23 protein-coding genes and 1 riboswitch are annotated in these 24,884 nt (G+C 70.2%); of the genes, 7 read left to right on the forward strand and 16 right to left on the reverse strand.

Annotated features, from left to right (window positions below; all coding sequences use genetic code 11):
• Positions 1-19: 19 nt before the first annotated feature.
• Positions 20-1,276 carry a glycosyltransferase family 87 protein gene (locus tag OG488_RS09935; protein WP_329227885.1) on the forward strand — a complete coding sequence of 419 codons (1,257 nt, stop codon included), beginning with the start codon at positions 20-22 and terminating at the stop codon, positions 1,274-1,276.
• On the opposite strand, the gene OG488_RS09940 is transcribed toward OG488_RS09935, so the two are convergent.
• The 5 genes from OG488_RS09940 to OG488_RS09960 form a co-directional block, all read right to left on the reverse strand.
• Positions 1,233-2,486 carry a hypothetical protein gene (locus OG488_RS09940; protein WP_329227887.1) on the reverse strand — a complete coding sequence of 418 codons (1,254 nt, stop codon included), beginning with the start codon at positions 2,484-2,486 and terminating at the stop codon, positions 1,233-1,235. The two genes, OG488_RS09935 and OG488_RS09940, sit on opposite strands and share 44 nt — an antisense overlap.
• 16 nt (positions 2,487-2,502) lie before the next feature.
• A complete protein-coding gene (locus tag OG488_RS09945; protein WP_329227889.1) occupies positions 2,503-3,525 on the reverse strand; it encodes a C40 family peptidase in 1,023 nt (340 codons plus the stop codon).
• A gap of 247 nt (positions 3,526-3,772) precedes the next feature.
• Positions 3,773-4,798, reverse strand: coding sequence for a C40 family peptidase (locus OG488_RS09950; RefSeq protein ID WP_329227891.1), 1,026 nt, complete (start codon positions 4,796-4,798; stop codon positions 3,773-3,775).
• Between the two features lie 295 nt (positions 4,799-5,093).
• Positions 5,094-6,455 (reverse strand): NYN domain-containing protein, encoded by a 1,362-nt coding sequence (locus OG488_RS09955; protein WP_329227893.1) that lies wholly within the window; start codon positions 6,453-6,455, stop codon positions 5,094-5,096.
• 37 nt (positions 6,456-6,492) lie between these two features.
• Positions 6,493-6,735 (reverse strand): hypothetical protein, encoded by a 243-nt coding sequence (locus OG488_RS09960; protein ID WP_014156692.1) that lies wholly within the window; start codon positions 6,733-6,735, stop codon positions 6,493-6,495.
• 170 nt (positions 6,736-6,905) lie between these two features.
• Here OG488_RS09960 and OG488_RS09965 point away from each other — a divergent pair, with 170 nt between their 5' ends.
• The gene (locus OG488_RS09965) at positions 6,906-7,655 is read left to right on the forward strand and encodes a rhomboid family intramembrane serine protease (RefSeq protein WP_329227895.1); all 750 of its coding nucleotides are present in this window, start codon (positions 6,906-6,908) and stop codon (positions 7,653-7,655) included.
• A complete protein-coding gene (locus tag OG488_RS09970; protein ID WP_033303376.1) occupies positions 7,652-7,933 on the forward strand; it encodes an Lrp/AsnC family transcriptional regulator in 282 nt (93 codons plus the stop codon). The genes OG488_RS09965 and OG488_RS09970 overlap by 4 nt, the downstream gene beginning before the upstream one ends.
• Before the next feature lie 76 nt (positions 7,934-8,009).
• Here the strand turns inward: OG488_RS09970 and OG488_RS09975 are convergent, their stop codons facing one another.
• From OG488_RS09975 to ctaE, 6 genes are all read right to left on the reverse strand, one after another.
• Complete coding sequence (locus OG488_RS09975) at positions 8,010-9,386, reverse strand: aminotransferase class V-fold PLP-dependent enzyme (RefSeq protein WP_329227898.1); 1,377 nt, start codon at positions 9,384-9,386, stop codon at positions 8,010-8,012.
• 183 nt (positions 9,387-9,569) lie between these two features.
• Positions 9,570-9,687, reverse strand: a riboswitch (SAM riboswitch).
• An 84-nt stretch (positions 9,688-9,771) separates the two neighbouring features.
• Positions 9,772-10,836, reverse strand: a complete 1,065-nt coding sequence (trpD, locus tag OG488_RS09980; RefSeq protein ID WP_329227900.1) for an anthranilate phosphoribosyltransferase — start codon at positions 10,834-10,836, stop codon at positions 9,772-9,774.
• A gap of 120 nt (positions 10,837-10,956) precedes the next feature.
• Positions 10,957-12,582 (reverse strand): cytochrome bc1 complex cytochrome b subunit, encoded by a 1,626-nt coding sequence (gene qcrB / locus OG488_RS09985; RefSeq protein ID WP_329227902.1) that lies wholly within the window; start codon positions 12,580-12,582, stop codon positions 10,957-10,959.
• Entirely contained in the window at positions 12,579-13,631 is a 1,053-nt protein-coding gene (gene qcrA, locus OG488_RS09990) for a cytochrome bc1 complex Rieske iron-sulfur subunit (protein WP_329227903.1), read from the reverse strand. Before qcrA ends, qcrB begins: the two co-directional genes overlap by 4 nt.
• Positions 13,628-14,437 carry a cytochrome bc1 complex diheme cytochrome c subunit gene (qcrC, locus tag OG488_RS09995; protein ID WP_329227905.1) on the reverse strand — a complete coding sequence of 270 codons (810 nt, stop codon included), beginning with the start codon at positions 14,435-14,437 and terminating at the stop codon, positions 13,628-13,630. Before qcrC ends, qcrA begins: the two co-directional genes overlap by 4 nt.
• A 55-nt stretch (positions 14,438-14,492) precedes the next feature.
• Positions 14,493-15,113, reverse strand: coding sequence for an aa3-type cytochrome oxidase subunit III (ctaE, locus tag OG488_RS10000; RefSeq protein WP_103513972.1), 621 nt, complete (start codon positions 15,111-15,113; stop codon positions 14,493-14,495).
• A 187-nt stretch (positions 15,114-15,300) separates the two neighbouring features.
• Here ctaE and OG488_RS10005 point away from each other — a divergent pair, with 187 nt between their 5' ends.
• Entirely contained in the window at positions 15,301-15,702 is a 402-nt protein-coding gene (locus OG488_RS10005) for a hypothetical protein (RefSeq protein ID WP_329227907.1), read from the forward strand.
• Positions 15,703-15,764: 62 nt separating this feature from the next.
• On the opposite strand, the gene OG488_RS10010 is transcribed toward OG488_RS10005, so the two are convergent.
• From OG488_RS10010 to ctaC, 4 genes are all read right to left on the reverse strand, one after another.
• Positions 15,765-17,021 carry a L,D-transpeptidase gene (locus tag OG488_RS10010; protein WP_329227909.1) on the reverse strand — a complete coding sequence of 419 codons (1,257 nt, stop codon included), beginning with the start codon at positions 17,019-17,021 and terminating at the stop codon, positions 15,765-15,767.
• A 125-nt stretch (positions 17,022-17,146) separates the two neighbouring features.
• On the reverse strand, positions 17,147-17,545 hold the full coding sequence (locus tag OG488_RS10015; protein ID WP_329227911.1) for a cytochrome c oxidase subunit 4: 399 nt from the start codon (positions 17,543-17,545) through the stop codon (positions 17,147-17,149).
• Positions 17,542-19,278, reverse strand: coding sequence for an aa3-type cytochrome oxidase subunit I (ctaD, locus tag OG488_RS10020; protein ID WP_329227913.1), 1,737 nt, complete (start codon positions 19,276-19,278; stop codon positions 17,542-17,544). The genes OG488_RS10015 and ctaD overlap by 4 nt, the downstream gene beginning before the upstream one ends.
• Positions 19,275-20,243, reverse strand: a complete 969-nt coding sequence (gene ctaC / locus OG488_RS10025; RefSeq protein ID WP_329227915.1) for an aa3-type cytochrome oxidase subunit II — start codon at positions 20,241-20,243, stop codon at positions 19,275-19,277. Before ctaC ends, ctaD begins: the two co-directional genes overlap by 4 nt.
• Positions 20,244-20,514: 271 nt before the next feature.
• Here ctaC and OG488_RS10030 point away from each other — a divergent pair, with 271 nt between their 5' ends.
• A complete protein-coding gene (locus OG488_RS10030) occupies positions 20,515-21,897 on the forward strand; it encodes a cysteine desulfurase/sulfurtransferase TusA family protein (RefSeq protein ID WP_329227916.1) in 1,383 nt (460 codons plus the stop codon).
• Between the two features lie 46 nt (positions 21,898-21,943).
• Here the strand turns inward: OG488_RS10030 and OG488_RS10035 are convergent, their stop codons facing one another.
• Positions 21,944-22,918, reverse strand: coding sequence for a carbohydrate kinase family protein (locus tag OG488_RS10035; RefSeq protein WP_329227918.1), 975 nt, complete (start codon positions 22,916-22,918; stop codon positions 21,944-21,946).
• A gap of 159 nt (positions 22,919-23,077) precedes the next feature.
• Here OG488_RS10035 and OG488_RS10040 point away from each other — a divergent pair, with 159 nt between their 5' ends.
• The gene (locus OG488_RS10040; protein ID WP_329227919.1) at positions 23,078-23,275 is read left to right on the forward strand and encodes a hypothetical protein; all 198 of its coding nucleotides are present in this window, start codon (positions 23,078-23,080) and stop codon (positions 23,273-23,275) included.
• Positions 23,276-23,407: 132 nt separating this feature from the next.
• A complete protein-coding gene (locus OG488_RS10045) occupies positions 23,408-24,850 on the forward strand; it encodes a hypothetical protein (protein ID WP_329227921.1) in 1,443 nt (480 codons plus the stop codon).
• Positions 24,851-24,884 lie beyond the last annotated feature (34 nt).

A 24,884-nucleotide genomic window follows, 5' to 3' on the forward strand; every position in this document is an offset into this window, starting at 1 on the left:
GGCCTGCATCATGGCGGGCATGACAGGTACGAGTGGCCGGGGAGGCCGGGCTCTGTCCCTCGCCGTGTGGGGCCTGACCCGGGCGGTGCTGCTGCTCTGCGTCTTCAAGGTGTTCACCGTGCCGGGTCCGGACGTCACCAGCGACGTCTCGGCGATCTACCGGGGCTGGTACGAGGTGCTGCGCGCCGGTTCGTACCCGCTGGACGACGTCACCTGGCAGTATCCGCCCGCGGCCGCGCTCGCCGTGCTCTCCCCGGACCTGCTGCCCTTCCTGGAGTACGCCTCCGCCTTCTTCGTCCTCGTCCTCCTCTGCGACGCCCTGGTGTTCGGGCTCCTGCTGTACGCGGGGAGCCGTCGGGGCGGGCGCGAGGCCGGCGCGTGGCTGTGGGTGGCGGGTGTACCGCTGCTCGGCCCGACCGTGTACGCCCGCTACGACCTGATGGTGACGGCCGTGGCGGTGGCCGCCCTGCTGGCGGGGGTGCGGCACCCGAGGATGCTGGGGGCGCTGGCCGCCTTCGGCACGCTGCTGAAGGTGTGGCCGGCGCTGCTGCTGGTGGGCACCGCACGGGGCAGGGACACGCGCAGGTCCTGGTCGGCGGCGGCGGTGACGGCGGCCGTGCTGGTCCTGGTGTCGGCGGTGGTGGCGCCCGGGGCGTTCGCCTTCCTGACGTTCCAGCGGGACCGGGGGCTGGAGATCGAGTCGCTGGGGGCCCTGGTCTTCCACGTGGCCCGGCAGTTCGGCTGGGAGGGCCGGGTGGAGCTGCGCTACGGCTCGATGGAGTTCGCCGGCCCGCACGTGGCCCTGGTCAGCACGCTGGCCCTGGCGCTGAGTGTGTTCGCCTTCGGCTGGCTGCTGCTGTGGCGGCTGCGGGCCCGGATCTCCGAGGTGCACACCCCGGCGGACGCGGCGTTCACCGCGGTGCTGCTGTTCACCGTGACCAGCCGGGTCATCAGCCCCCAGTACATGGTGTGGCCGCTCGGTGTCGGCGCGGTCTGCCTGGTCTTCCGCGGCAGCCGGATGGCGCTGCCCGCGTGCCTGGTGCTGGTGGCCACCGGCGTCACCCTGCTGGAGTTCCCGCTCGGCTTCGCGCACGTGGTGGCCAGTGACGCGGAGGGCGTGGCGCTCATGGCCGTACGCAACGGCCTGCTGGCCGTCGCGGCGGTGAGCGCGGCCCGGCGGCTGTGGCGGGCCACCGTACCGGGGGCGCGGAAGGGGCGCGGGGCGGCGCGGATCAGCCGAGCCGGGCGCGCAGATACTCCCGCCAGCGCGCCGTGAAGTCCTGGGGTGTGGTGCCGAGCACCGTGTGCATGGCCTGCTCCACGGCCCCGTCCCGCTCCGAACGGCTCCCCACGGCCTCGTAGAACGCGATCAGCTCCTCCTCGCCCCAGTCCCGCGCGATCAGCTCGCAGGCCAGCCAGCCGCCCTCGTAGGCCCGGGAGAGCTCCGCCGGGTCCTCACCGAAGCCGAACTCCTCGTCGGCCGGCAGCTCCGCGGGCAGGTCACCGCGGCGGACCGCCTCGGCGAGCTCCGGTGCGAGCTCCGCGGCCGTGCGGCTCTCCCCGCGGTAGGCGGTCCGGTCGGCGAAGCCCTCGGAGAGCCAGACGGGCGTGGCGGCGGAGGTGTGCGCCCGGGTCGCCACATGGGTGGTCTCGTGGGTGAGGACGACCCGCTGCCCGAAGTCGCCGAGCATCCCGTACGCCTGGGGGTTGACGATGATCCGGTCCGCCGGCGCCCTGCCGCTGCCTCCGACCTTGCCGGTCGTGACGGCCGCTATGTCCCGGTAGCTGGCCGCGGGTGAGTCCAGGAGCCCGGCCATGTCCTCCACGGACCCGGGGACGAGCACCACGACCCGCTGTGCCCAGGGCTCCGGCCAGGCCTCCGTGACGGCCGGGACGGCCCGGTCGGCGGTGGCCGCGATCCGGCGCAGCTCGGCCGTCGTCCGCCCGACCCCGAGGACCAGGCTGCGGGTGCCCCGTACGACCTCGACGTCGCCCTGCTGCCAGAGCTGCGCCGGGGCGCCGTCGGCGGCCCGGTCCGCGGCGATGTACCAGGTGCGGTCCTCACCGCGGCGGACCAGCTCCACCGTGCGGGAGGAGGACACGGGCGCCCGGTCGTAGCCCTCGATCCGGTAGCGCAGCTCGACCTCGGCGGTGACCCGGTCCGCGCCTTCGGCGGTCACGTCGTTCACCTCGTACGCCCAGGACTCCAGGGGTACGTCGGCGAGGTGGTGCAGCTCGGTGCGCTGGGCGGCCCGGAAGGAGGCGGCCCGGGGGTCGAGCGCGGCCAGGTAGGCGTCGGTGTCGTGCTCCATGACCGCCGCCGCCCGGCGGTCCAGGGTGGCCCGGACCTCCTGGGCGGTGATCCCGGTGGCGGTGTCCCGGGGGCCGGAGCAGGCGGGCGCGAGCAGCAGGGCGGCGAGCACGGCACCCGCCGTGCTCCGCCTGCGGGTGCGCTCCCGCCGCGCGTCCTGCGTCCGAACAGCCATCCAGCCGATCGTACGGTCAGACGCGCGTGACCGAGGAGACGGGCATCATGCCGACGGGGTCGTAGCGCACCGGGGCGCCGGGGTAGGGGGCGTGGATGACCTGGCCGTTCCCGGCGTACATCCCGATGTGGCTGGCGTCCGCGCGGTAGGCGACCAGGTCTCCGGGCCTCGCCTGCGAGAGCGGCACCATGCGGCCCGCGTACCGCTGTGCCTGCGAGGTCCTGGGCAGACCGACCCCGGCCTGTGCGTACGCCCACTGCATGAGGCCGGAGCAGTCGAACCCCGAGGGCCCGTTGGCGCCCCACACGTACGGGCGGCCGAGGGCCCCCCGGGCCGCCATGAGCGCCGCCAGACCGCGCGCGGAGCCGGGAGCCTCGGCGCCGAGCGCCGTGTCCGGCCCTGAGCGCGACGCACGGCCCAGGGAAGCGCGGTCGGTGGCGGGCAGCGAGTGCAGCAGGTGGCGGGCCCGGGCCAGCTTGCCCTCCACAGCGCGCTTGTGGCGTGCCACGGAGGCCCGGTCGCGTTCCATGGCGGCCAGGGCTCCGGCGGCCTCGGCGTGGATCTGGGCGATCCTGCGCTGGGCCCGGTGGAGCTTGCCCAGCGTCACGGCACGGCGCTCGCCCACCCGGTCCAGGGCGGCGGCCCGGTCCAGGAAGCTGTCCGGGTCCGAGGAGAGCAGCAGCGCGACCGAGGGGTCGATGCCCCCGGAGCGGTACTGCGCGCCCGCCATCGAGCCGAGGGACGCCCGCATCCGGTTGATGCCCTCCTGCGTCCGGGCCGCCGAGTCCTGCGCCGCGGCGATCCGTTCGCGCTGCCGGCCGAGGCTCTCCCGGGCGGCGTTGAACCGCTCGGTGGCGCGCTCGGCCTCCCCGTACAGCCGGTCGACCGCTGCCTTCGCCGTCTCGTGGGTGTCCTCCGGCACGGCGCTCGCGGGCGCGGCGTTGAGGGTGGCCGCCGCGGTGGCCGCGGCGGCGGACAGGACGGTGGCCCGGACGCCACGGTTGAGGCCGGGCCGGGTGGGGCGGCGATGCGACACCACAGGAAGCCGCACTCCCTTCCGCTGTACGCAGACGTGCGCAGCCCCTGCCGCCCGGGGCGGGCGGACCGACGACCGGGAGCTGCGCGGCAGCGCAGACAGTAACCGGACGGCTACACCCCGGCCAAAGGCCACGCCGGAGGCGGAGGGAGGCGAACAACGCCGGAAACGACGGCGCCCCGCCGGTGACCTGTGGTCTCCGGCGGGGCGGGGTGTCGTCGCGGGGTGCCGTGATTCGCCCGTTCGGGCGTCAGGGGCGCACGCCGAACTGGAAGGTGCCCATGTAGTCCATCGACTCGTAGCGGACCACGGCGCCGGGCTTCGGGGCGTGCAGGATCTGGTTGTTCCCCGCGTACAGACCCACGTGCGAGGTGTTGTTGAAGAAGACCAGGTCGCCCGGCTTCAGGGCGCTGCGGCCGATGCGGGGACCGTCGTTGATCTGGGTGTACGTGGTGCGGGTGAGCTGGACGCCGGCCTGGGCGTACGCCCACTGGGTCAGACCCGAGCAGTCGAACGAGTTGGGGCCGGTGCCGCCGGAGACGTAGGGCTTGCCCTGCTGCGTGGAGGCAGCCTGGAGGGCCGCGGCGCCGCGTGCGGACGCGGGGACCTCGTTGCCGAGCTCCACCCGGTCACCGGCGGCGCGGCTGGCGCGCTGCTCCTGCTCCGCCATCTTGGCGCGCTCGGCCGCGGTGAGGGTGTTCAGCAGCTTCTGGGCGTCGGCGAGCTTGCCCTGATACTTCTGCTTGTTCTCGTTCAGCGTCTTGCGGACGTCGGCGAGGTCGCTGAGCTTGGCCTGCGCCTCCTTGCGCTCCTGCGCGAGGGTCCGCTGCTTCGCCTGGATCTTCTGCAGCGACTCGGCCTGCTTGGCCGTCAGCTGGTCGAGCGCGGAGGCCTGGTCGAGGAAGCTGTCCGGGTCCGAGGAGAGCAGCAGCTGGACCGACGGGTCGAGACCGCCGGAGCGGTACTGCGCCGTGGCCAGCGAACCGAGCTCGCCGCGCAGGGCGTTGAGCTCGTCCTGTCCGCGGGCGACCTTGTCCTGGAGCGCGTCGGCCTGCTTCTTGAGCTTGTCCTGCTGCTCCTTGGCGCCGTTCGCCTTCTCGGTGGCTTCCTCGGCCTCGTGGTAGAGCTTGTCGACCTTCGCCTTGACCTCGCTCTTGGTCGGCTTGGGGTCGGCGTGGGCCGCCTGGGAGGTCAGGGCCACGGCTGCGGCGGCGGTCGCGGTGAGCACGGTCACGCGGGTGCGGCTCGGCTGCTTGGGACGACGGTGGGACGCCACGAAGGCGAGCTCCTTCTTCCTCGAGCCGCCTACCGGGCTGTGGGGGACACGAACGGACCCCGGCTCCGTGCACGTCACGGACTCGGCGGTTCCTTCGCTGTCACCCCGGGTGGGCAATCAACCGTGCGAAGGTTCGAGGCCTGACCCTAGTGACCATCTTGTGATCAGTTCAAATCCTCACGAGGAAAATCTCGTCACACCAGGCACTTCTTTACTTTCATCACACTGCGTGTAGTGGGGACTTGACGGTACGTTCCATAAATTCCGGCAAGTCGCCCATGCCTCACAAGACGCCTCAGACGCGCGAAAGGCGCTTCAGGAGCAAGGCGGACGCGACCGGCCTCGCCCCCGCCTTCGCCACCCCGTCGGCGACCTCCCGGTCGGTGGAGACCACCACGACGGGTCTGCCCGGCGGTTCCGCGCGCGCCAGTTGACGGATGAGCTCGTCCGCGGTCACCCCCGCCTTGCTGAACAGCACGCGGACGCCGCGCGGTGGCGCGAGCAGGACGGGAACGGCCAGCTCGGCGCCGTCGAAGACGCAGGTCATCTCGGCGCCGGTCTGGGCCGCGAGGACGGAGAGGCCGCCGAGGAGGCGCAGCCGCTGCTTCTCCAGCGGCATCTGCGGATAGCCGGTCTTCGTGACGTTGTAGCCGTCGACGATCAGATGCGCCTGCGGCAGGGCGAGCAGCTGGTCCAGGAGCGCCGGATCGGTCTCCGAAAGGGCCCTGGCCGCAATGTCCTTCGGTGACATCCGGCCGGGTTCCACCGCCTCGACACCGTCCGCGGGGCGGATCGACGAGGGGGGCAGGGCCAGTTCACGGCGGAGTCCCTGGGCCGCGTCGAGCACGGTGTCCAGGAGCAGCCGCAGCCGCATGTCCTCGACCGACCGTCCTTCCCTGGCAGCCCTGCGGCCCGCTTCGACGGAGGCCTCCGCCTCGGCCAGCCGGGCCTTGAGCCGGCGGGACTCGCTCTCGGCGGCGGAGACCTGGGCCGCGGCCTCGGCGCGCACGGCGTCGGCCTCGGCCCCGGCCTTGCGCAGGGCGGCCTCGCCCCGCTTCACCTCGCTGAGCGCGCTGCGCAGCTTGCGGTGCAGGGAGTCGGCCTCCTTGCGGGAGGACTCAAGCTCCGAGCGCAGCCGCTCGGTGTCGGCCCTGGTCTGGCCACGGGCCTGGTCGAGCTCCTCGCGCAGCCGTTCCAGCTCGCGCCTGGTCTCCTCGTCCGCCCGCTCGGCGTGCGCCCGCTGGACCTCCTCGCCGGCGGCGGCGACCAGCTTGGCCCAGCCGGCGGGGCGCAGCACGTAGGCGGCGGCGGCCACGTCGACCGGATCGGCGGCGGCGGGCGGCGCACCGGACGTGAGGGCTTCGGCCAGCTCCGGCTGGGTCTGGCCGACCCGCTCGCCGATGCGCCGCCGGAAGGCGGGATCGCTCTCCAGCGCGGCCGCCATCGCGTTACCCGCGAACTTGGCCCGCCTGGTGGGAGTGAAGCGGGCGTACTGCCGCAGTTGGGCGGGGAGTTCGCCGACGGTCAGACCGCCGAAGGCGTCCGAGACCAGCGCCACCACCTTGCGGCGCACACCCTCGGGCAGCGGACGGTCGAGCGACTCCGCGGTGCCGTCGGCCGCGTCGGCCGGTCCGGCGCCGCCTGTCGGCTGCTCCACCATCCATCACCCCAATATGTCTGTCCGCACGGCCCCGTCAGGAGTCGGCACCAGGCCTGTCGACCAGCTCGATCTGATCCACGGCGTTGCACCAACGACAGCGCACCGACTCGATGGTCTCACTGACCACCTCGCGCTCCTCGACACTCGACTCCCCGGCCAGGTCGAGATGCACGTACTCGACGACCTTCGAGGAGCGCGTCACATCGAAACGGGTGAGGTTGCCGCAGAGCGTGCAGCGCCAGCGGGTCCCGTCCGTCGGCTGGGGAACCGTCGTCATCGTTGCGTCCTCTTTCGTCGTTCGTCGAGTCTCGTACGTGCCCAGGTCTTCGATCTCGCGGTGCGCCGTCGAACTGCGGATGTCCTGCCGCAACCCTACGGCCTTGCGCATACCTATCGACACGGCGAGGCGGTCTGTCCCGTTCTCGCCGGGTGCGTCATGCTCTGTACGTGATCGATCGGCGGGAAGTCCACTGGCGGGAGCGCGCCCGGGAGCTCGGGGCGGCGGCCGCGGCGGGCGGCGCCCCGGTCACGTACGGGATCGTCGCTCTCTGCTGCGCGGTGTTCCTGATCAGCCCGCTCTCCGGGTTCAATCCCGTCGGCGGCGGCGCCGACGCCCTCCTGGCCGCCCAGGCCGGGTACTTCGAGCGGTGGGGCGTGATCCCCAGCGAGCTCATGGAGGGCTCGGCGCACGCGGCGCTGACCCCGCTGACCGCGCTCTTCGTGCACGGCAGCTGGCTGCACCTGCTGGGCAACCTGCTCTTCCTTCACGTGTTCGGCGCGATGACCGAGGAACGCATGGGCCGCGCCGAGTTCACGTTCTTCTACCTCGTGTGCGGCTACGTCGCTCTGGCGGCCTACGCGGTGGTGCACGCGGACTCCGACCAGACACTGGTCGGGGCGTCGGGGGCCATCTCGGCGGTGCTCGGCGCGTTCCTCTACCTCTTCCCCCGGGCCCGGGTCACCAGCCTCTTCCCCTTCCTCTTCTTCCTCCCGCTGCGTTTCCCCGCCTGGATCGTGCTCGTGTTCTGGTTCGTCCTGCAGTGGCTGGCGGCGCAGAGCGCGGGCAGCGGGCCGGGCGTGGCCTACCTCGCCCACGTGGCGGGCTTCGGGGCCGGGTTCCTCTACGCCTGGGGCCGGTTCCGGGGGACTAGAGTGAAAGCTCCAGCCACGGCCACCGAGGGAGAAAGACAGCCGTGATCACCGCGATCGTGCTCATCAAGACCAGCGTGGACCGGATTCCCGAGATCGCCGAGGCCATCGCCGCGCTGGACAGCGTCAGCGAGGTCTTCTCGGTCACCGGTACGTACGACCTGATCGCCATGGTCCGGGTGGCCCGGCACGACGATCTGGCCGATGTCATCCCGGGCCGGATCAGCAAGATCCAGGGCGTGGAGGCGACGGACACCCACGTGGCGTTCCGCACCTACTCGCAGCACGACCTCGAGGCGGCCTTCGCCATCGGCCTCGACGCCTAGGGCTCCTGCGCGTACGGCTCCGGCGGGGGACGGAAGGCATGCCTTCCGTCCCCCGCCGGAGCCGTCTCCGGACCGGTCAGACCTGCGCGGCGCCCCGGTCGGGCACACAGCGGCCCTCCTCGGTGCGGTAGGTCCAGCGGGCGCCCTTGCTCACCAGCTCCCGGACGGCCCCGACGAACCGCTCGATGTGCTCGTCCGGCGTGCCCGCGCCGAAGCTCACCCGGATGGCGTTGAGGGACCTCTCCCCCGGCGCGGCCTCCGGGGCGCCGCACTCGCCCGGGTCCTGCGGCTCGCTGCCCAGCAGGGTCCGCACCAGCGGGTGGGCGCAGAACAGTCCGTCGCGCACCCCGATGCCGTACTCGGCGGAGAGCGCCGCGGCGAAGTGCGAGCTGTTCCATCCCTCGACCACGAAGGAGATGACGCCGACCCTCGGGGCGTCGTCGCCGAACAGCGAGAGCACCTTGACCTCGGGGACACCGGCCAGGCCCTCGCGGACCCGGGTCACGAGCTGCTGCTCCCGCGCGACCAGCCGGTCGAAGCCCGCCTCGGTCAGGGCCTTGCAGGCCGCGGCGATGGAGTAGACGCCGATGACGTTGGGCGATCCGGCCTCGTGCCGTGCCGCGGTGGTGTGCCACTCGACGTCGACGCCGCCGTCGGTGCGCCGGGCGACCTTGCGGGAGGCTCCGCCGCCGGCGAGGTAGGGCTCCGCGGCCACCAGCCAGTCGGACCGGCCGGCGAGCACGCCCGAGCCGAAGGGCGCGTACAGCTTGTGGCCGGAGAAGGCGACCCAGTCGACGTCCAGCGCGGCGATGTCCACCGGGTGATGCGGCGCCAGCTGCGCCGCGTCGAGCACGATCCTCGCGCCGTGGGCGTGGGCGGCGACGGCCAGTTCCCTCACCGGCCACAGCTCACCGGTGACGTTGGAGGCGCCCGTGACGCAGACCAGCGCGGGCCCGTGGGGGTCACGGGCGGCCAGCGCCCGCTCCAGCGTGGCGACCGCCTGGTCAGGGGTGCGCGGAGCGTCGAGGTAGGTCACCCGGGCGTCGCGCCAGGGGAGCAGCGAGGCGTGGTGCTCGGTCTCGAACACGAACACCTGGCAGTCGGCGGGAAGCGCGGCGGCCAGCAGGTTGAGGGAGTCGGTCGTGGAGCGGGTGAAGACCACCTGGTCGTCGGCGCGGCAGCCGAGGAACTCCGCCACGGTCACGCGGCTGCTCTCGAACAGGTCGGTGGAGAGCTGCGAGAGGTAGCCGGCACCGCGGTGCACGCTGCCGTAGTACGGGGCGTAGGCGGCCACGTCGTCCCACACCCGCTGGAGGGCCGGGGCGCTGGCCGCGTAGTCGAGGGCGGCGTAGGTGACATCTCCGCCCGTCACGAGCGGAACGGTGACATCGGCACCCAGAACCGGCAGCGGGGCACAAACCGACTGGTCGACGGCAGCGGTGGTGACAGACATGGCGAACTCCCGTAAGAGGCAGGCGAAATCCACGCACCGGCGGTCCGACAGGACACGGCAGCAGTACGGGGAACAGAGAAAAGGGTGTGCGGAGGAGGGCGTCTCGCCCTATCGCATTCGCTTGCTCACAAGAGGCTCCCTGGGACCAAGGACCCCAAGGGGTGGCATCCGACGATGCCGAGGGGCCCGCGCTTGCCACAGACCTCGCTGCCTGCGGCCTGGTCTTCACCCGGGGCACCCCGCCACGGACGGAGGGTTGCCGGACAGCGGGCCGGGGCCGTAGTCGCTGTCACTCATGACCTGCGCAGCATCTTGCCATACCCGTGACGACGCGCAAGGGCGCAGTCCGCGATGCGGACTGCGCCCTTGCTCACACCGTGCGCCCTCAGGCGTTGCTGGCCGCCACCCAGCGCTCCAGCGCGCGCTTGGCCGCGCCCGAGTCGATCGACTCCGCGGCCCGCGCGATCCCGGCCGCGAGCTGCTCGTTCAGCGTGCCCTCCGCCGGGTCCAGGGCGACCAGCGCGGCGGCGGAGTTGAGCAGCACCGCGTCGCGTACGGGGCCGCTCTCCCCGTCGAGCAGCCGACGGGCCACGTCCGCGTTGTACGAGGCGTCCGCGCCGCGCAGGGCCTCGACGGGGACCAGGTCCAGGCCGACGTCACGCGGGTCGAAGGCCTCCTCGCGGACGGCACCGTCACGGACGATCCAGACCCGCGAGGTCGCCGTGGTGGTCAGCTCGTCCAGACCGTCGTCGCCCCGGAAGACCAGCGCCGAATTCCCCCGGGCCGCCAGCACACCCGCCACGATGGGCGCCATCCTCACGTCGGCGACCCCGATGGCCTGGGAGCGCACCCGGGCCGGGTTGGTGAGCGGGCCGAGGATGTTGAAGGTGGTCTGCGTGCCGAGCTCCTTGCGGGCCCTCGCGGCGTACCGCAGGGCCGGGTGGAACTTCACGGCGAAGCAGAAGGTGATGCCCGCCTCCTCGGCCACCGCGACGACGCGCTGAGGCGTCAGGTCGAGGTTGACGCCGAGCTTCTCCAGGACGTCCGAGGCCCCGCTCGCCGAGGAGGAGGCCCGGTTGCCGTGCTTGACGACCTTGGCGCCCGTCCCCGCGACGACGATCGCGGACATGGTGGAGATGTTGACCGTCTTGGCCATGTCGCCACCGGTCCCCACGATGTCGACCGTGCGGCCGGGCACGTGGATGGTGTGGGCGTGCTCGTACATGGCGCGGACGAGTCCGGTGACCTCGCCGACGGTCTCCCCCTTGGCGCGCAGCGCGACCGCGAAGCCGGCGATCTGCACGTCGGAGGCCTCGCCGCTCATGATGCGGTCCATGGCCCAGGCCGTGTCGTCCTCGCTCAGGTCCTCACCGCGCAGGAGGGGGGTCAGCACGCCGGGCCAGGTAGGGGCCGCCACGCTGTCGCCGCCGTCCGGGGTCACAACGTTCATGGTCCGCTCCTGGGGTCCACAGCCGGTACAAGAATGCCTCCACCCTATCCAGCCCCGGGGACGGCGAAGAGCCCCGTCCATCGGATGGACGGGGCTCCCGCTGTGGCGTTCAGCTGGTGATCAGTGGTGGCCGTGGCCCTCGGTGATCTCCTTGTACTCCTCGACGGTGGGCTTGGCGATCTGGTTGTCCTCGCCGTAGTAGCTCTTGCTGAGCCGGACCCGCAGCTTCTGGACCGCCGACGGCTTGCGCTCGACACCGTTCTCGTCGACCGTGGGGCCGATCTCGAGCGGCTTGTACTGCTCGTGCGCCGTGAGCGTGTGCAGCTGCCCCGGGCTGAGCGGCTCGTGGATCTCCACGAACTCACCGTGCGGAAGGCGCTTGATGGTGCCGGACTCGCGCCCGTGCAGCACCTTCTCCTTGTCGCGGCGCTGGAGGCCGAGGCAGATCCGGCGCGTGACGACGAACGCCACGACCGGGCCGACGAAGAAGGCGATCCGCACGAACCAGCTGATCGCGTTGAGCGACAGGTTGAAGTGGGTCGCCCAGATGTCGTTGCCGCCGCCGATCAGCATGACGAAGTAGATCGTCACCCAGGCGACACCGAGACCGGTGCGCGTCGGAGCGTTGCGCGGGCGGTCCAGGATGTGGTGCTCGCGCTTGTCCCCGGTGATCCACGACTCGATGAAGGGGTAGAGCGCCAGGGCCGCGAGGATCACACCGAACAGGACCAGCGGGATCAGCACGCCCAGGACCAGCGTGTGGCCCCAGAGGTTGATCTCCCAGCCCGGCATCACACGGACGAAGCCTTCGGCGAATCCCATGTACCAGTCCGGCTGGGCGCCCGTGGACACCTGGTCGGGCCGGTAGGGGCCGAGCGCCCAGATCGGGTTGATCGTGGCGATCGCCGCGATGATCGCGATGAAGCCGAAGACCAGGAAGAAGAAGCCCCCGGCCTTGGCCATGTACACCGGCAGCAGCGGCATGCCGACGACGTTCTTGTTCGTCCTGCCAGGCCCGGCGAACTGCGTGTGCTTGTGGAAGAAGACCAGGATGAGGTGGCCGACCACGAGCCCGAGCATGATGCCCGGCAGCAGCAGGATGTGGATCGAGTAGAACCTCGCGATGATGTCGCCGCCGGGGAACTCCCCGCCGAACAGGAACATCGAGATGTAGGTGCCCACGATCGGCATCGACAGGATGGCGCCCTGCGTGAAGCGCACGCCGGTTCCGGAGAGCAGGTCGTCCGGGAGCGAGTAGCCGGTGAACCCGGTGAACATGCCCAGGACGAACAGCAGGAAGCCGAACAGCCAGTTGATCTCACGCGGCTTGCGGTACGCCCCGGTGAAGAACACCCGGAACATGTGCACGAACATGCCGGCGAGGAAGATCACCGCTGCCCAGTGGTGGATCTGCCGGACGAGCAGACCACCGCGGACGTCGAAGCTGATGTCCAGCGTCGAGGCGTAGGCCTCGGACATCCGGATGCCCTGCATCGGCTCGTACGAGCCGTGGTACACGACCTCGTTCATGCTCGGGTGGAAGAACAGCGTCAGGTACACACCCGTGAGGATGATGATGATGAAGCTGTAGAGGCAGATCTCACCGAGCATGAAGGACCAATGGTCCGGGAAGATCTTGCGCATGTTGGCCTTGGCCAGGCCGTAGATGCCCAGTCGGCCGTCCGCCCAGTCGGCCACCCGCTCACCGGCGGGCGCCTTGCGCTGTGTTTCCGTCGCAGTACTCATCCGCGCTCCCAGAAGGCAGGACCGACGGGCTCTTCGAAGTCACCGAGCGCCTCGAGGTTGCCCTCGCTGTTCACACCGATCCGCAGCTGCGGAAGGGGATGACCGGCCGGACCGAAGATGACGCGGGCGCCGTCGGAGAGGTCGAAGGTGGACTGGTGGCACGGGCAGAGCACGTGATGCGTCTGCTGCTCGTACAGGCTGATCGGGCAGCCGACATGGGTGCAGATCTTGGAGAACGCCACGATTCCCTCGTGGGCCCACTCACGCTCGCGCTTGTCCTTGATGTTGTCCGGCTCGATCCGGATGATCATCAGGGCGGCCTTGGCGATCTGCGTCTGGAAGTCGTGCGCGTCCTCCTCCAGCCCCTCGGGCATGGCGAAGGTCAGCGAACCGACCACGACGTCCTCGGGACGCAGCGGCTCCATGGTGTTCATGTTCACCAGCTGCTTGCCCTTGGCCCACAGGGTCGAGCGGAGCTTCTTCTCCGGCAGCGGACCCAGGTCACGCAGCAGCACCACACCGGAGAGCGGCACCAGGGCCAGCGCACCGAACATCGTGTTGCGGATCAGCTTGCGCCGCCCGATCGCGGACTCCGCGGCACCCGCCGCGAAGTCGGCCATCACCTTGGCCTTGACCTCGGGCTCCGCCTCGATCGCGTGCCGGTCGTCGGCGACCTCCACATCCGACATCAGGGTCCGCGCCCAGTGCACGGCACCCGCGCCGATGAAGAACAGCGCCAGCCCCAGGGTCAGACCCAGGGAGAAGTTCAGCGCGCTCACATGACCGAACGGCCAGATGTAGACGATCTTGTCGACCGGGAAGATCACGTAACAGGCGATGAAACCGACCGTCGCCAGCATCGACAGCGTGAACATGAACGCGACAGCCCGCTCGGAGCGGTTCGCGGCCCGTTCGTCGATGTCCTGGACGCGCGGCCGGTGGGCCGGCAGCCCCGGGTCCGCGAACGGATCGTTCGCGACCTCGACCGCGCCGTGCGCGGCCCCCTGCTCAACCGGCAGGTTCTCTTCTGGAATCTGTTGGCTACTCATGACTTCTTGGCCTTAGCGGTGTGGGCCGCGACCCAGACGGCGATGGCGACCAGGCCGCCCAGGCCGAAGATCCAGCCGAAGAGACCTTCACTGACGGGGCCCAGGCCACCGAGCGAGAGCCCGCCGGGGGTCTCGGAATCGTCACCGTTGACGGTCTTGATGTACGCGATGATGTCTTTCTTCTCCTGCTCCGGCATCGTGCTGTCCGGGAAGGAGGGCATGCTCTGCGGGCCGGTCTGCATGGCCTCGTAGATGTGCTTCGGGCTCACACCCTCAAGGCTCGGGGCGTACTTGCCCTTCGTCAGGGCACCACCCTCACCCGTGAAGTTGTGGCACTGCGCACAGTTCGTGCGGAACAGGTCACCACCCTTGGCCACGTCAGCACCCGAAGGATCGACCTGACTCTTCGTGGGCGTGATCGGACCGGCACCCAGCGACGACACGTACGCCGCGAGCTGATCGATCTCGGCCTGGTTGTAGATGACCTTCTTCTTCGGGACCTGGGCACCCGGCTGCTGAGCCGGCATACGCCCCGTACCGACCTGGAAGTCGACGGCGGCGGAACCCACCCCCACGAGGGACGGCCCGTCGGTGGTCCCCTGACCGCCGGATCCGTGGCAGCTTGCACAACCCACGGAGTAGAGCTTCTTACCCTCGTCGATAGCGAGGGACTGGGCGGTTTCGTCGGCCTGCGCCTTACCCGCAGGCGCGAACGCGGCGTACAGCCCCCCGGTAGCCGCCAGCGCGAGGAGTAGTACGACGACCGCCGCCAGCGGATGGCGTCGTCGTGCGGAGAGCTTTTTCACGGATTACCCCGGTGTCAGGATCTTCTGCGTCGATGATGGGTGGGTGCGAGCCCGGCTACTTGATCATGTAGATCGTGGCGAACAGGCCGATCCAGACGACATCGACGAAGTGCCAGTAGTAGGACACGACGATGGCCGCGGTGGCCTGCTCGTGGGTGAATCTCGAGGCCGCGTATGTCCTGCCCAGAACGAGCAGGAAGGCGATGAGGCCGCCTGTCACATGCAGACCGTGGAAGCCGGTCGTCAGGTAGAACACCGAACCGTACGGGTCGGAGGACAGGGAGAGACCCGCCTCCTTGACCAGCTCGGTGTACTCGAGGACCTGGCCTCCGATGAAGATCGCACCCATCACGAACGTGATGATGAACCAGGTGCGGAGCTTCTTCACATCGCCCCGCTCCGCGGCGAATACGCCGAGCTGGCAGGTGAGTGAGGAAAGCACCAGGATCGTGGTGTTCGTCGCCGAGAACGGGAAGTTCAGATGGTGCGCCATCTCCTTCCAGTGTTCGGGTCCCATCACCGATCGCAGGGTGAAGTACATCGCGAAGAGGGCCGCGAAGAACATCAGCTCGGAACTCAACCAGATGATGGTTCCGACGCTGGTGAGGTTCGGCCGATTGACCGACGGGTGCGCGTGCCCGGTTTCTACTGTCGTTGCTGTCGCCACGACCGACATTATGTCGGTCGCTTATCCCGCCCTCACTCCGGGGGGTGCCGTTCGGTGTGTCAGTGGTGTGTGTCCTCACCGAACGGCCCATCGAATCGCTGTCCTTACCGGTGCTGACAGGCAGTCCGCCGGAGTACGATCCGCCCATCGGTTCATGCCCCGAGAGCCCCGAAGACACAGACGTCACGGAGGAACAATGCAGCCGACCGCCACGGTCCTGGTCTACAGCGACGACGCCAACACCCGCGAGCAGGTGAGGCTGGCAGCCGGGCGCAGGCCTGCGGCGGACGTGCCACCGGTGGAGTTCCTGGAGTGCGCCACCCTGCCCGCCGTGCTGAGCGCACTGGACCGGGGCGGTGTCGACGTCTGCGTACTGGACGGCGAGACGGCCCCCGCGGGCGGTATGGGCGTCTGCCGGCAGATCAAGGACGAGATCTTCGACTGCCCGCCCGTGCTCCTGCTGATCGGACGCCCGCAGGACGCCTGGCTGGCCACGTGGAGCCGTGCGGACGCCGCTGTGACGCATCCCGTCGACCCGGTCGACCTCGCGAACGCCCTGGCCTCCCTGCTGCGCCACAGGCTCTCCGTGGAGGCCTGAGGCGGAGGGGCCCCGAACCCCTCCGCGGTGTCCTGCCACGGCGTGGCGCACTCCCCGTGGGATCAGACCTGGGGTCGCAGCCGCGCCGTCCGGACGTCGGTGCCCGTCTCGGGCGGGCCGCCACCGTGGAGGGCGCTGCCCTTCAGCCAGGCGTCCCACTCCAGGTTCCAGTCACCGAAGCCGTTGTCGAACGGCGTCATCGTCTCGCCGTCGCTCCCGACGACCTTGACGATGTCGCCCTCGCGTACGGTCTCGAAGAACCACTCGGCGTCGGCGGTGCTCATGCCCGTGCAGCCGTGGCTGACGTTGGCGTTGCCCTGTGACCCCGTCGACCAGGGCGCGGCGTGGACGTACTCGCCGCTCCAGGTGACGCGTGTCGCCCAGTAGACGGGCAGGTCGTAGGACTCCGAGGAGCCGGCGGCGATGCCGATGCTCTCGCCGCGCATGCGTACGAACTGTTCCTTGGCGAGCACGACCTTGACGCCGTTGCGCGTGTCGAAGCCGGGCTTCCCCGTGGTGACCGGCAGTGTGTTGATCACTTCGCCGTTGCGGAGCACGGTCATGTGGTGCTCCGAGGCGTCGGTGATCGCTTCTATGCGGTCACCGGTCGTGAGCTTCAGGGGTTTGGTGGCGGCCCCGTAGAGGGCGTCGGTGAGCTTGATGCCCTTGAGGTTGCTGCGGAGGTCGATGCTGGCGTCGGCGGGCCAGTACTCCTTCGGGCGGTAGTGCAGCGTCTTGGCGTCGACCCAGTACCAGGAGCCCGTGACGGCGGGGGTGGACCGGACCTGCAGCCCGCGTTCCACCGTGGCCCTGGCCGCCCGGCCGGTGACCGGAGCGCTGAGTTCCGCTGTGAGGGGCTGTCCGACGCCGTAGGTGCCCGCCTGCGGGCCGAAGGAGACCTTGAGGAACTTCTTGGCCGAGGTCGTGCCGAAGGCGTACGTACGGCTGCCGGGAGCCCCGTCGCCGTTCTCGGTGGCGACCTTGACGGTGTATCGGGTGCCGGCCGCGAGCGAGGTGGTGGAGTGCCACCGCTTGCCGTCGGCGTCGAGTTCGCCGGCCAGGTGGCGGCCCTCGGTGTCCACGGCGGTCACGTCGGTGATCTTCGCGTCGTCGTCCTTGACGGTGACTTCGAGGGGCTTGTCGGGGTTGGCCTTCTCGTTCCCGGCCGGGCCGTTGAAGGAGATCAGATCGGCGGCGTCGTAGGGCTTCAGCGACAGCGGATCACCGTCGGACCCTCCACAGGCGGTCGCACCTGCAACCAGGGTCACGACCAGCAGAGTGCAGCTCACTACGGTGCGGATGCGCGGCGTGTGGTTCATGAACCCACGCTAAGAAGATTCATCCGATCCAGCGCGTTCAGTGACTGCAAACGGGGGCCCGGTCCGCTCATTGCTGAGCGGACCGGGCCCCCGTACGGGTGCGACACGTCCTGTGGAGGCGTGTCCTACTGGGTGCGGTTCTCGCCGCGGTAGTACTCGAAGACCCAGCCGAAGAGGCCGATCAGGAGCAGCGGGGCCGAGAAGTAGGCCAGCCACCAGCCGAAGACGACGGCCATGAAGAGGAAGGCTCCACCGATGGCCAGCGAGAGGGGCTGCCAGCTGTGCGGGGAGAAGAAGCCCACCTCACCGGCTTCGTCCGCGACGTCGGCCTCCTTGTTGTCCTGGGCCATCGCGTCGACCCTGCTGGCCGTGAAGGCCAGGTAGAAGCCGATCATGATGGTCAGCCCGAAGGCCAGGACGAGCGCGGTGGTACCGACAGGCTCCTTGGACCAGACGCCGTACGTGACGGCCATGGCCAGCATGAAGAAGCTGAGCCAGATGAAGAGCTTGCCCTGGATCTTCACTTGCCGTCCTCCTTGCCGCCCGCGAGGACCTTCTCACCCTCGGACAGGTGATCCAGCTGCTCGAGCGCCGCGATCTCCGGGTGGTGCAGGTCGAACGCCGGGGATTCGGAACGAATGCGCGGCAGGCTGAGGAAGTTGTGACGCGGGGGCGGGCAGGACGTCGCCCATTCGAGCGAACGGCCGTAGCCCCACGGGTCGTCGACCTCGATCTTCTTGCCGTACTTGGCTGTCTTCCACACGTTGTACATGAACGGAAGCATGGACAGGCCGAGCACGAACGAGGAGATCGTCGAGATCGTGTTCAGGGCGGTGAAGCCGTCTGCCGCGAGGTAGTCCGCGTAACGACGCGGCATGCCCTCGGCACCCAGCCAGTGCTGCACCAGGAACGTGCCGTGGAAGCCGATGAACAGCGTCCAGAACGTCATCTTCCCGAGCCGCTCGTCCAGCATCTTGCCGGTGAACTTCGGCCACCAGAAGTGGAATCCGGCGAACATCGCGAAGACCACGGTGCCGAAGACGACGTAGTGGAAGTGCGCGACGACGAAGTACGAGTCGGAGACGTGGAAGTCCAGCGGCGGCGAGGCCAGGATCACGCCGGTCAGACCACCGAAGGCGAAGGTGATCAGGAAGCCGACCGACCAGAGCATCGGTGTCTCGAAGGACAACGACCCCTTCCACATCGTGCCGATCCAGTTGAAGAACTTCACACCGGTGGGCACCGCGATGAGGAACGTCATGAAGGAGAAGAACGGCAGCAGCACACCGCCGGTGACGTACATGTGGTGCGCCCACACCGTCACCGAAAGGCCGGCGATGGAAATCGTCGCCGCGATGAGGCCGATGTAGCCGAACATCGGCTTCCGGCTGAATACCGGGATGATCTCGGAAATGATCCCGAAGAACGGTAGCGCGATGATGTACACCTCTGGATGGCCGAAGAACCAGAAGAGGTGTTGCCAGAGCAATGCGCCACCATTGGCCGCATCGAATACATGTGCGCCGAATTTTCGGTCGGCCTCGAGCGCGAAGAGCGCGGCGGCCAGGACCGGGAAGGCCAGCAGGACCAGGACACCGGTCAGCAGGACGTTCCAGGTGAAGATCGGCATGCGGAACATCGTCATGCCGGGGGCGCGCATGCAGATGATCGTGGTGATGAAGTTGACCGAGCCGAGGATCGTGCCGAAGCCGGAGAAGGCCAGACCCATGATCCACATGTCGGCGCCGACGCCCGGCGAGCGGACCGCGTCCGACAGCGGGGAGTAGGCGAACCAGCCGAAGTCGGCCGCACCCTGCGGGGTGAGGAAGCCGGCCACCGCGATGATCGAGCCGAAGAGGTACAGCCAGTACGCGAACATGTTCAGCCGCGGGAACGCCACGTCGGGCGCGCCGATCTGCAGCGGCATGATCCAGTTCGCGAACCCTGCGAACAGCGGCGTCGCGAACATCAGCAGCATGATCGTGCCGTGCATCGTGAACGCCTGGTTGAACTGCTCGTTCGACATGATCTGCGTACCCGGACGAGCCAGCTCGGCGCGCATGAAGAGCGCCAGGAGGCCACCGATGCAGAAGAACGCGAACGATGTGACCAGGTACATCGTGCCGATCGTCTTGTGGTCAGTGGTGGTCAGCCACTTGACGACGACAGTCCCCGGCTGCTTGGGCCGCACCGGCAGCTCGTCCTCGAACGAGTCGTCTGCTGCCGCGGCACCCTGGGATTCGTTGAGGATGCTCACAGTTTGTTCGTCTCCGCATTCCTGGCCGGGTCCGTCTGCTCGATGCCTGCCGGCACGTAGCCCGTCTGACCCTTCTCCGCCAGCTCCTTGAGGTGCTGCTGGTAACGCTCCGGAGAGACGATCTTGACGTTGAAGAGCATCCGGGAGTGGTCGACGCCGCAGAGCTCGGCGCACTTGCCCATGTAGGTGCCCTCCTTCTTCGGCGTGACCTCGAAGGAGTTGGTGTGGCCCGGAATGACGTCCTGCTTCATGAGGAACGGCACCACCCAGAAGGAGTGGATGACGTCGCGCGAAGTCAGTACGAAGCGGACCTTCTCGCCCTTCGGCAGCCACAGGGTCGGACCCGGGTTGCCGTTCTGCGGGTTGCGCGTACCGGGGATTCCCACGTCGTAGACGCCGCCGGCGCCCTTGGGGAAGTCCTCACGGAACCTGTTGGGAATGGCGTCGAGCTCCTTGGGGACCTCGTTGCCGGCGGAGGGCTGGCCCTCCACCTTCTCGATGTAGTTGAAGCCCCAGCTCCACTGGTAGCCGACCACGTTGATGGTGTGGGCGGGCTTCGGGCTGAGCTCGAGCAGCTTCGATTCATCGCGCGCGGTGAAGTAGAAGAACACCGAGACGATGATGAGGGGGACCACTGTGTACAGCGCCTCGATAGGCATGTTGTACCTGGTCTGCTGGGGTACCTCCACCTTGGTCCTGCTTCGCCGGTGGAAGATGACGCTCCACAGGATCAGCCCCCAGACAAGGACGCCCGTGGCGAGCGCTGCCGCCCACGAGCCCTGCCAGAGGGAGAGGATCCGAGGGGCCTCTTCCGTTACCGGGGTGGGCATACCGAGGCGGGGGAAATCCTCCCAGTTGTATGAACAACCGGAGGCCGTCGCCAGGACCAGGCCCGCAGTCAGCACCTGCGGCAGCTTCCGCCGCATCGGGCGCCGCGACGAGCGGTCGGAGCCGTTGGGACTCACGTAGCGCCTTCCCGAGAGTCTCGCCCGCACGGTCGGCGCGGCCGTCTCACTTGGTCGGTCGCCGGCCCTGACGCGGGCAGGGGTTTGGATGTTTATGCGGACCAAACCCTACTGGACGCTATTTGGGGCCGCGCGGGGAGGGTGCCCAACGCGCCGCACGACACCCCGAAGGGGTGGAATGCGAGCCTGTGAGCGCCATCTGACGCCCCCTCTCCCCGTCACGCTGGCGGCCGGTCACCTGGTCACGCCACCTGCGGGCTAGCGTGACGGTGTGCCCTACTTCGACGCGGCCTCCTCCGCCCCCCTGCACCCCGTCGCCCGCCAGGCGCTGCTTGCCTCCCTGGACGAGGGCTGGGCCGATCCCGCCCGCCTCTACCGCGAGGGGCGGCGGGCCGCGATGCTGCTCGACGCGGCCAGGGAGACCGCCGCGGAGGCGGTCGGCTGCAGGCCGGACGAGCTCGTCTTCACCTCGTCCGGGACCCGTGCGGTGCACTCGGCGGTGGCCGGAGCGCTTTCCGGGCGTCGGCGTGTCGGCCGCCATCTGGTCCTCTCCGCGGTCGAGCACTCCTCGGTGCTCCACGCGGCCGCGGCCCTCGAAGCGGAGGGCGGGTCCTTCACCGAGGTGCCGGTGGACAGGACCGGGGCGGTGGACCCCGCGGCGTACGGCGGGGCTCTCCGCGCGGACACCGCGCTGGCCTGTCTCCAGTCCGCCAACCACGAGGTGGGGACCGAACAGCCGGTGGAGGAGACCGCGGAGCTCTGTGCCGACGCCGGCGTGCCGCTGCTGGTGGACGCCGCGCAGTCGCTCGGCTGGGGGCCGGTGCCCGGCCGCTGGTCGCTGATGGCCGCGAGCGCCCACAAGTGGGGCGGGCCCGCCGGGGTCGGGCTGCTGGCCGTCCGCAAGGGGGTCCGCTTCGCGCCCCGGGGACCGGCCGACGAGCGGGAGTCGGGCCGGGCCGCCGGCTACGAGAACATCCCGGCGATCGTGGCGGCCGCGGCCTCCCTGCGCGCGGTGCGCGCCGAGGCGGCGGCGGAGGCGGCGCGGCTGCGCCTCCTGGTGGACCGCGTCAGGGCGGCGGTGGGAACGCTGGTTCCGGATGTGGAGGTGGTCGGCGATCCGGTGCGGCGGCTGCCGCACCTGGTGACCTTCTCCTGTCTCTATGTCGACGGGGAGACCGTGCTCCACGAGCTGGACCGGGCCGGGTTCTCCGTCTCGTCCGGCTCCTCCTGCACGAGCAGCACCCTGACGCCCAGCCACGTCCTGAAGGCGATGGGGGTGCTCACGGAGGGAAACGTGCGCCTGTCACTTCCGGCCGGGACGACGGAGGAAGAGGTCGACGGCTTCCTGGCCGTGCTGCCGGGCGTGGTGGCCGGGGTGCGGGAAAGGCTCGGCGCGCCCGCTCCGGTGTCGGCCTCCCCCGCGGCGCGCGCCTCGCTCGTCGTCGACACACTGGGCAGGCGCTGCCCGATCCCGGTGATCGAACTCGCAAAGGTGATCGAAGGGGTGCCCGTGGGCGGCACGGTGACGGTGCTCTCCGACGACGAGGCCGCCCGCCTCGACATCCCGGCCTGGTGCGCGATGCGGGAACAGGAGTACGTGGGCGAGGAGCCGACGGAGCGCGGCTCGGCCTACGTGGTCCGCCGTCTCGTGTGAGCCCGTGCCGCTCCCCCACGGGCCCGCACCGTCCTCGCCTCCCGTACTAGGAGAGGTGCTTCCGGACCTCGGAGGCCGCCTCGTCCCCGTAGGCCTTGGTGAAGCGGTCCATGAAGGGGCTGCGGCGCAGGGTGTACTCCTGGGTGCCGACCGTCTCGATGACCAGGGTCGCGAGCATGCAGCCGATCTGGGCGGCGCGCTCCAGGCTCACGCCCCAGGCGAGGCCCGAGAGGAAACCGGCCCGGAAGGCGTCGCCGACGCCGGTGGGGTCGGCCTTGCGCTCCTCCTCCGCGCAGCCGACCTCGATGGGGTCCTGGCCGGCCTGCTCGATTCGGACGCCCCGGGAGCCGAGGGTGGTGACGCGGTGGCCGACCTTCGACAGGATCTCCTCGTCGGTCCAGCCGGTCTTGGACTCGATGAGCCCCTTCTCGTACTCGTTGGAGAAGAGGTACGTCGCGCCGTCGAGGAGGATCCGGATCTCCTCGCCGTCCATCCTGGCGATCTGCTGGGAGAAGTCCGCGGCGAACGGGATGCCCCGGGAGCGGCACTCCTCCGTGTGGCGGAGCATCGCCTCGGGGTCGTCGGCCCCGATCGAGACGAGGTCGAGGCCGCCGACGCGGTCGGCGACGCTCTTGAGCTCGATCAGCCGGGCCTCGCTCATCGCCCCCGTGTAGAAGGAGCCGATCTGGTTGTGGTCGGCGTCCGTCGTGCAGACGAAGCGCGCCGTGTGCAGGACGTCGGAGACCCGGACCGATTCGGTGTCGACGCCGTGCCGGTCGAGCCAGGCGCGGTAGTCGTCGAAGTCGGCCCCGACGGCGCCGACGAGGATCGGCTGCGTGCCGAGGACGCCCATGCCGAAGGCGATGTTGGCGCCGACCCCGCCCCGGCGGACGTCGAGGTTGTCGACCAGGAAGGAGAGCGAGACCGTGTGCAGCTGATCCGCGACCAGCTGGTCGGCGAATCGGCCGGGGAAGGTCATGAGGTGGTCGGTGGCGATGGAGCCGGTGACTGCAATGCGCACGGCGGGCTGCTCCTGCGGAAGGCGAAGGGAACGCGTGAGCGCGCCCTCCGGGACGGCGTGACAGTTCACGCTACCCGGTGACACCACCGTGCCCGAAGGGGCAAAACTACCCGATAGTAGGGCTTTCTACCTGAGCACTCCTGTGCCTACGGTGCGGATATGTCGAACACCATCGTTCCGCGCGAGTCCGAGATGAGCCTGGCCGAGCTGCGCGGTGACTGCGCGCGCATGGCGCCGCACTGGGTCGTACCCGAGAAGACCGCCTCGAAGCCGGTGGAGCCCTCCCGCATCCACGGCGTCACGGTGCCGCCCTCGTCGGCCCGGATGGTCGACGCCATGTCCGACTACGGGGACTGACCGGCCGGACCGCGCGGCTCCCCCGCAGCGGCCGGGGGAACCGCGCGCTCGTCTGCTCCGTCCCACCGTTGCCCCCACTCGGGGGGACTGGCCAAGAGCCAGTGGCGGCCATGCAGTCGAAGGAGCGATCCGGTGAGCACCGAGCGACCCGAGAACGACGTGACCGGAACCCGGCGGCGGCGTCCGCCGCTCGCCGTGGCCTCGGTGGTGGCAGCGGTGCTGCTGGCCGGTGGCGGCGGCGCGTACTGGGCGTCGCACACCCCCGGCGAAACGACTCCGGGCCTTCGCCCCGGGACCGGCTCGCCCTCCCTGCTCTCTCTCGACGCGCCGGCGGACAGCGGCCCGACGGCGCCCCCGCAGGGCATCGCCCCGGGCGAACCGGATCCCCATGGCGGCGGAACCGTCTACCGCGCCTCGGGCGAACTGCCCGGCGGCCCGGACGAGGCCGCCGTCCACCGAGCGGCGGGCACGGTCACCGTGTCCGAGGTGGCGCGCCTCGCGAAGGCCCTCGGGGTGCGGGGGACTCCGCGCGCGGAGGGCACCGCCTGGAAGGTGGGCAGCGACGGGGACGGGTCCGGCCCGGTCCTGCGGGTGATCAAGCAGGCTCCGGGCACCTGGACGTTCGCCCGGTACGGCTCCGGCGGCACGGACGCGTGCGAGTCGCCCACCGTCTGTGCCAAGGACACGAGGCCGGACACCGGCACGGGCTCACCGGTCAGCGAGAAGGCGGCCGAGGCCGCGGCGGCTCCGGTCCTGAAGGCCGTGGGGCAGGAGCGCGCGGCGCTCGACTCGGACCAGGTGATGGGCTCCGTACGCGTGGTGAACGCCGACCCCGTGGTGGGCGGGCTGCCGACGTACGGCTGGTCGACCGGCGTCCAGGTGGGCGCCGGTGGGGAGATCGTCGGCGGGAGCGGGCACCTGAAGGGCCTGGAGAAGGGCGACAGCTATCCGGTGATGGGCGCGGACGACACCCTGAAACAGCTGAACGCGGAGAGCGCGCGGGCCTCGAAGGGCGGTATCGGCGGCTGCGCCACCTCCGTGCCGCTGGAGGACGACCTCGCACCTGAGCCCGACTGCGGCGCCTCGGGCGGGACTCCGCCGGCCACCACCGTGACGGTCGAGAAGGCCGAGTTCGGGCTCGCGGCGCGGTACGCGGACGGTGAGCAGATCCTCGTACCCTCCTGGCTCTTCTCCGTGCGGCCCGAAGGGGGCGGCCCTGAGAGCACCGTCGCCCAGGTCGCGGTGGACCCGGAGCACATGACGCGTGGAAGCACCCCGCCCTCGCCGGAGCCCACGAAGGACCCTGAGAGCTCGGGCACGGAGATCACCTCGTACAGCGCGGACGGACGGACGCTGGAGGTGACCTTCTGGGGCGGCGTGTGCAGCACCTACACGGCCCGCGCCACGGAGGACGGCACGACGGTGCGGGTCACGGTCACCGCGTCCACGCCGGATCCGGAGAAGGTCTGCATCCTGGTCGCCGAGGAGCAGACCCGCACGGTGACGCTCGATGCCCCGCTGGACGGCCGGAAGGTGGTCGACACGAGGTCGGGCGAGACCGTGCCGCGCGCCTGAGCCCCTCCGCGCACACGGCAGCGGCGGCGGTCCC

Source organism: Streptomyces sp. NBC_01460, assembly GCF_036227405.1.
Taxonomy (GTDB): Bacteria; Actinomycetota; Actinomycetes; order Streptomycetales; family Streptomycetaceae; genus Streptomyces.

What these genes read in the sequence shown, in the direction of transcription:
- OG488_RS09935 (WP_329227885.1), top strand. Translation starts at nt 20, where the DNA reads ATGACAGGTACGAGTGGCCGGGGAGGCCGGGCTCTGTCCCTCGCCGTG.
- OG488_RS09940 (WP_329227887.1), bottom strand. Translation starts at nt 2,486, where the DNA reads ATGGCTGTTCGGACGCAGGACGCGCGGCGGGAGCGCACCCGCAGGCGG.
- OG488_RS09960 (WP_014156692.1), bottom strand. Translation starts at nt 6,735, where the DNA reads ATGACGACGGTTCCCCAGCCGACGGACGGGACCCGCTGGCGCTGCACG.
- OG488_RS09975 (WP_329227898.1), bottom strand. Translation starts at nt 9,386, where the DNA reads ATGTCTGTCACCACCGCTGCCGTCGACCAGTCGGTTTGTGCCCCGCTG.
- trpD (WP_329227900.1), bottom strand. Translation starts at nt 10,836, where the DNA reads ATGAACGTTGTGACCCCGGACGGCGGCGACAGCGTGGCGGCCCCTACC.
- qcrB (WP_329227902.1), bottom strand. Translation starts at nt 12,582, where the DNA reads ATGAGTACTGCGACGGAAACACAGCGCAAGGCGCCCGCCGGTGAGCGG.
- qcrA (WP_329227903.1), bottom strand. Translation starts at nt 13,631, where the DNA reads ATGAGTAGCCAACAGATTCCAGAAGAGAACCTGCCGGTTGAGCAGGGG.
- ctaE (WP_103513972.1), bottom strand. Translation starts at nt 15,113, where the DNA reads ATGTCGGTCGTGGCGACAGCAACGACAGTAGAAACCGGGCACGCGCAC.
- OG488_RS10005 (WP_329227907.1), top strand. Translation starts at nt 15,301, where the DNA reads ATGCAGCCGACCGCCACGGTCCTGGTCTACAGCGACGACGCCAACACC.
- OG488_RS10010 (WP_329227909.1), bottom strand. Translation starts at nt 17,021, where the DNA reads ATGAACCACACGCCGCGCATCCGCACCGTAGTGAGCTGCACTCTGCTG.
- OG488_RS10040 (WP_329227919.1), top strand. Translation starts at nt 23,078, where the DNA reads ATGTCGAACACCATCGTTCCGCGCGAGTCCGAGATGAGCCTGGCCGAG.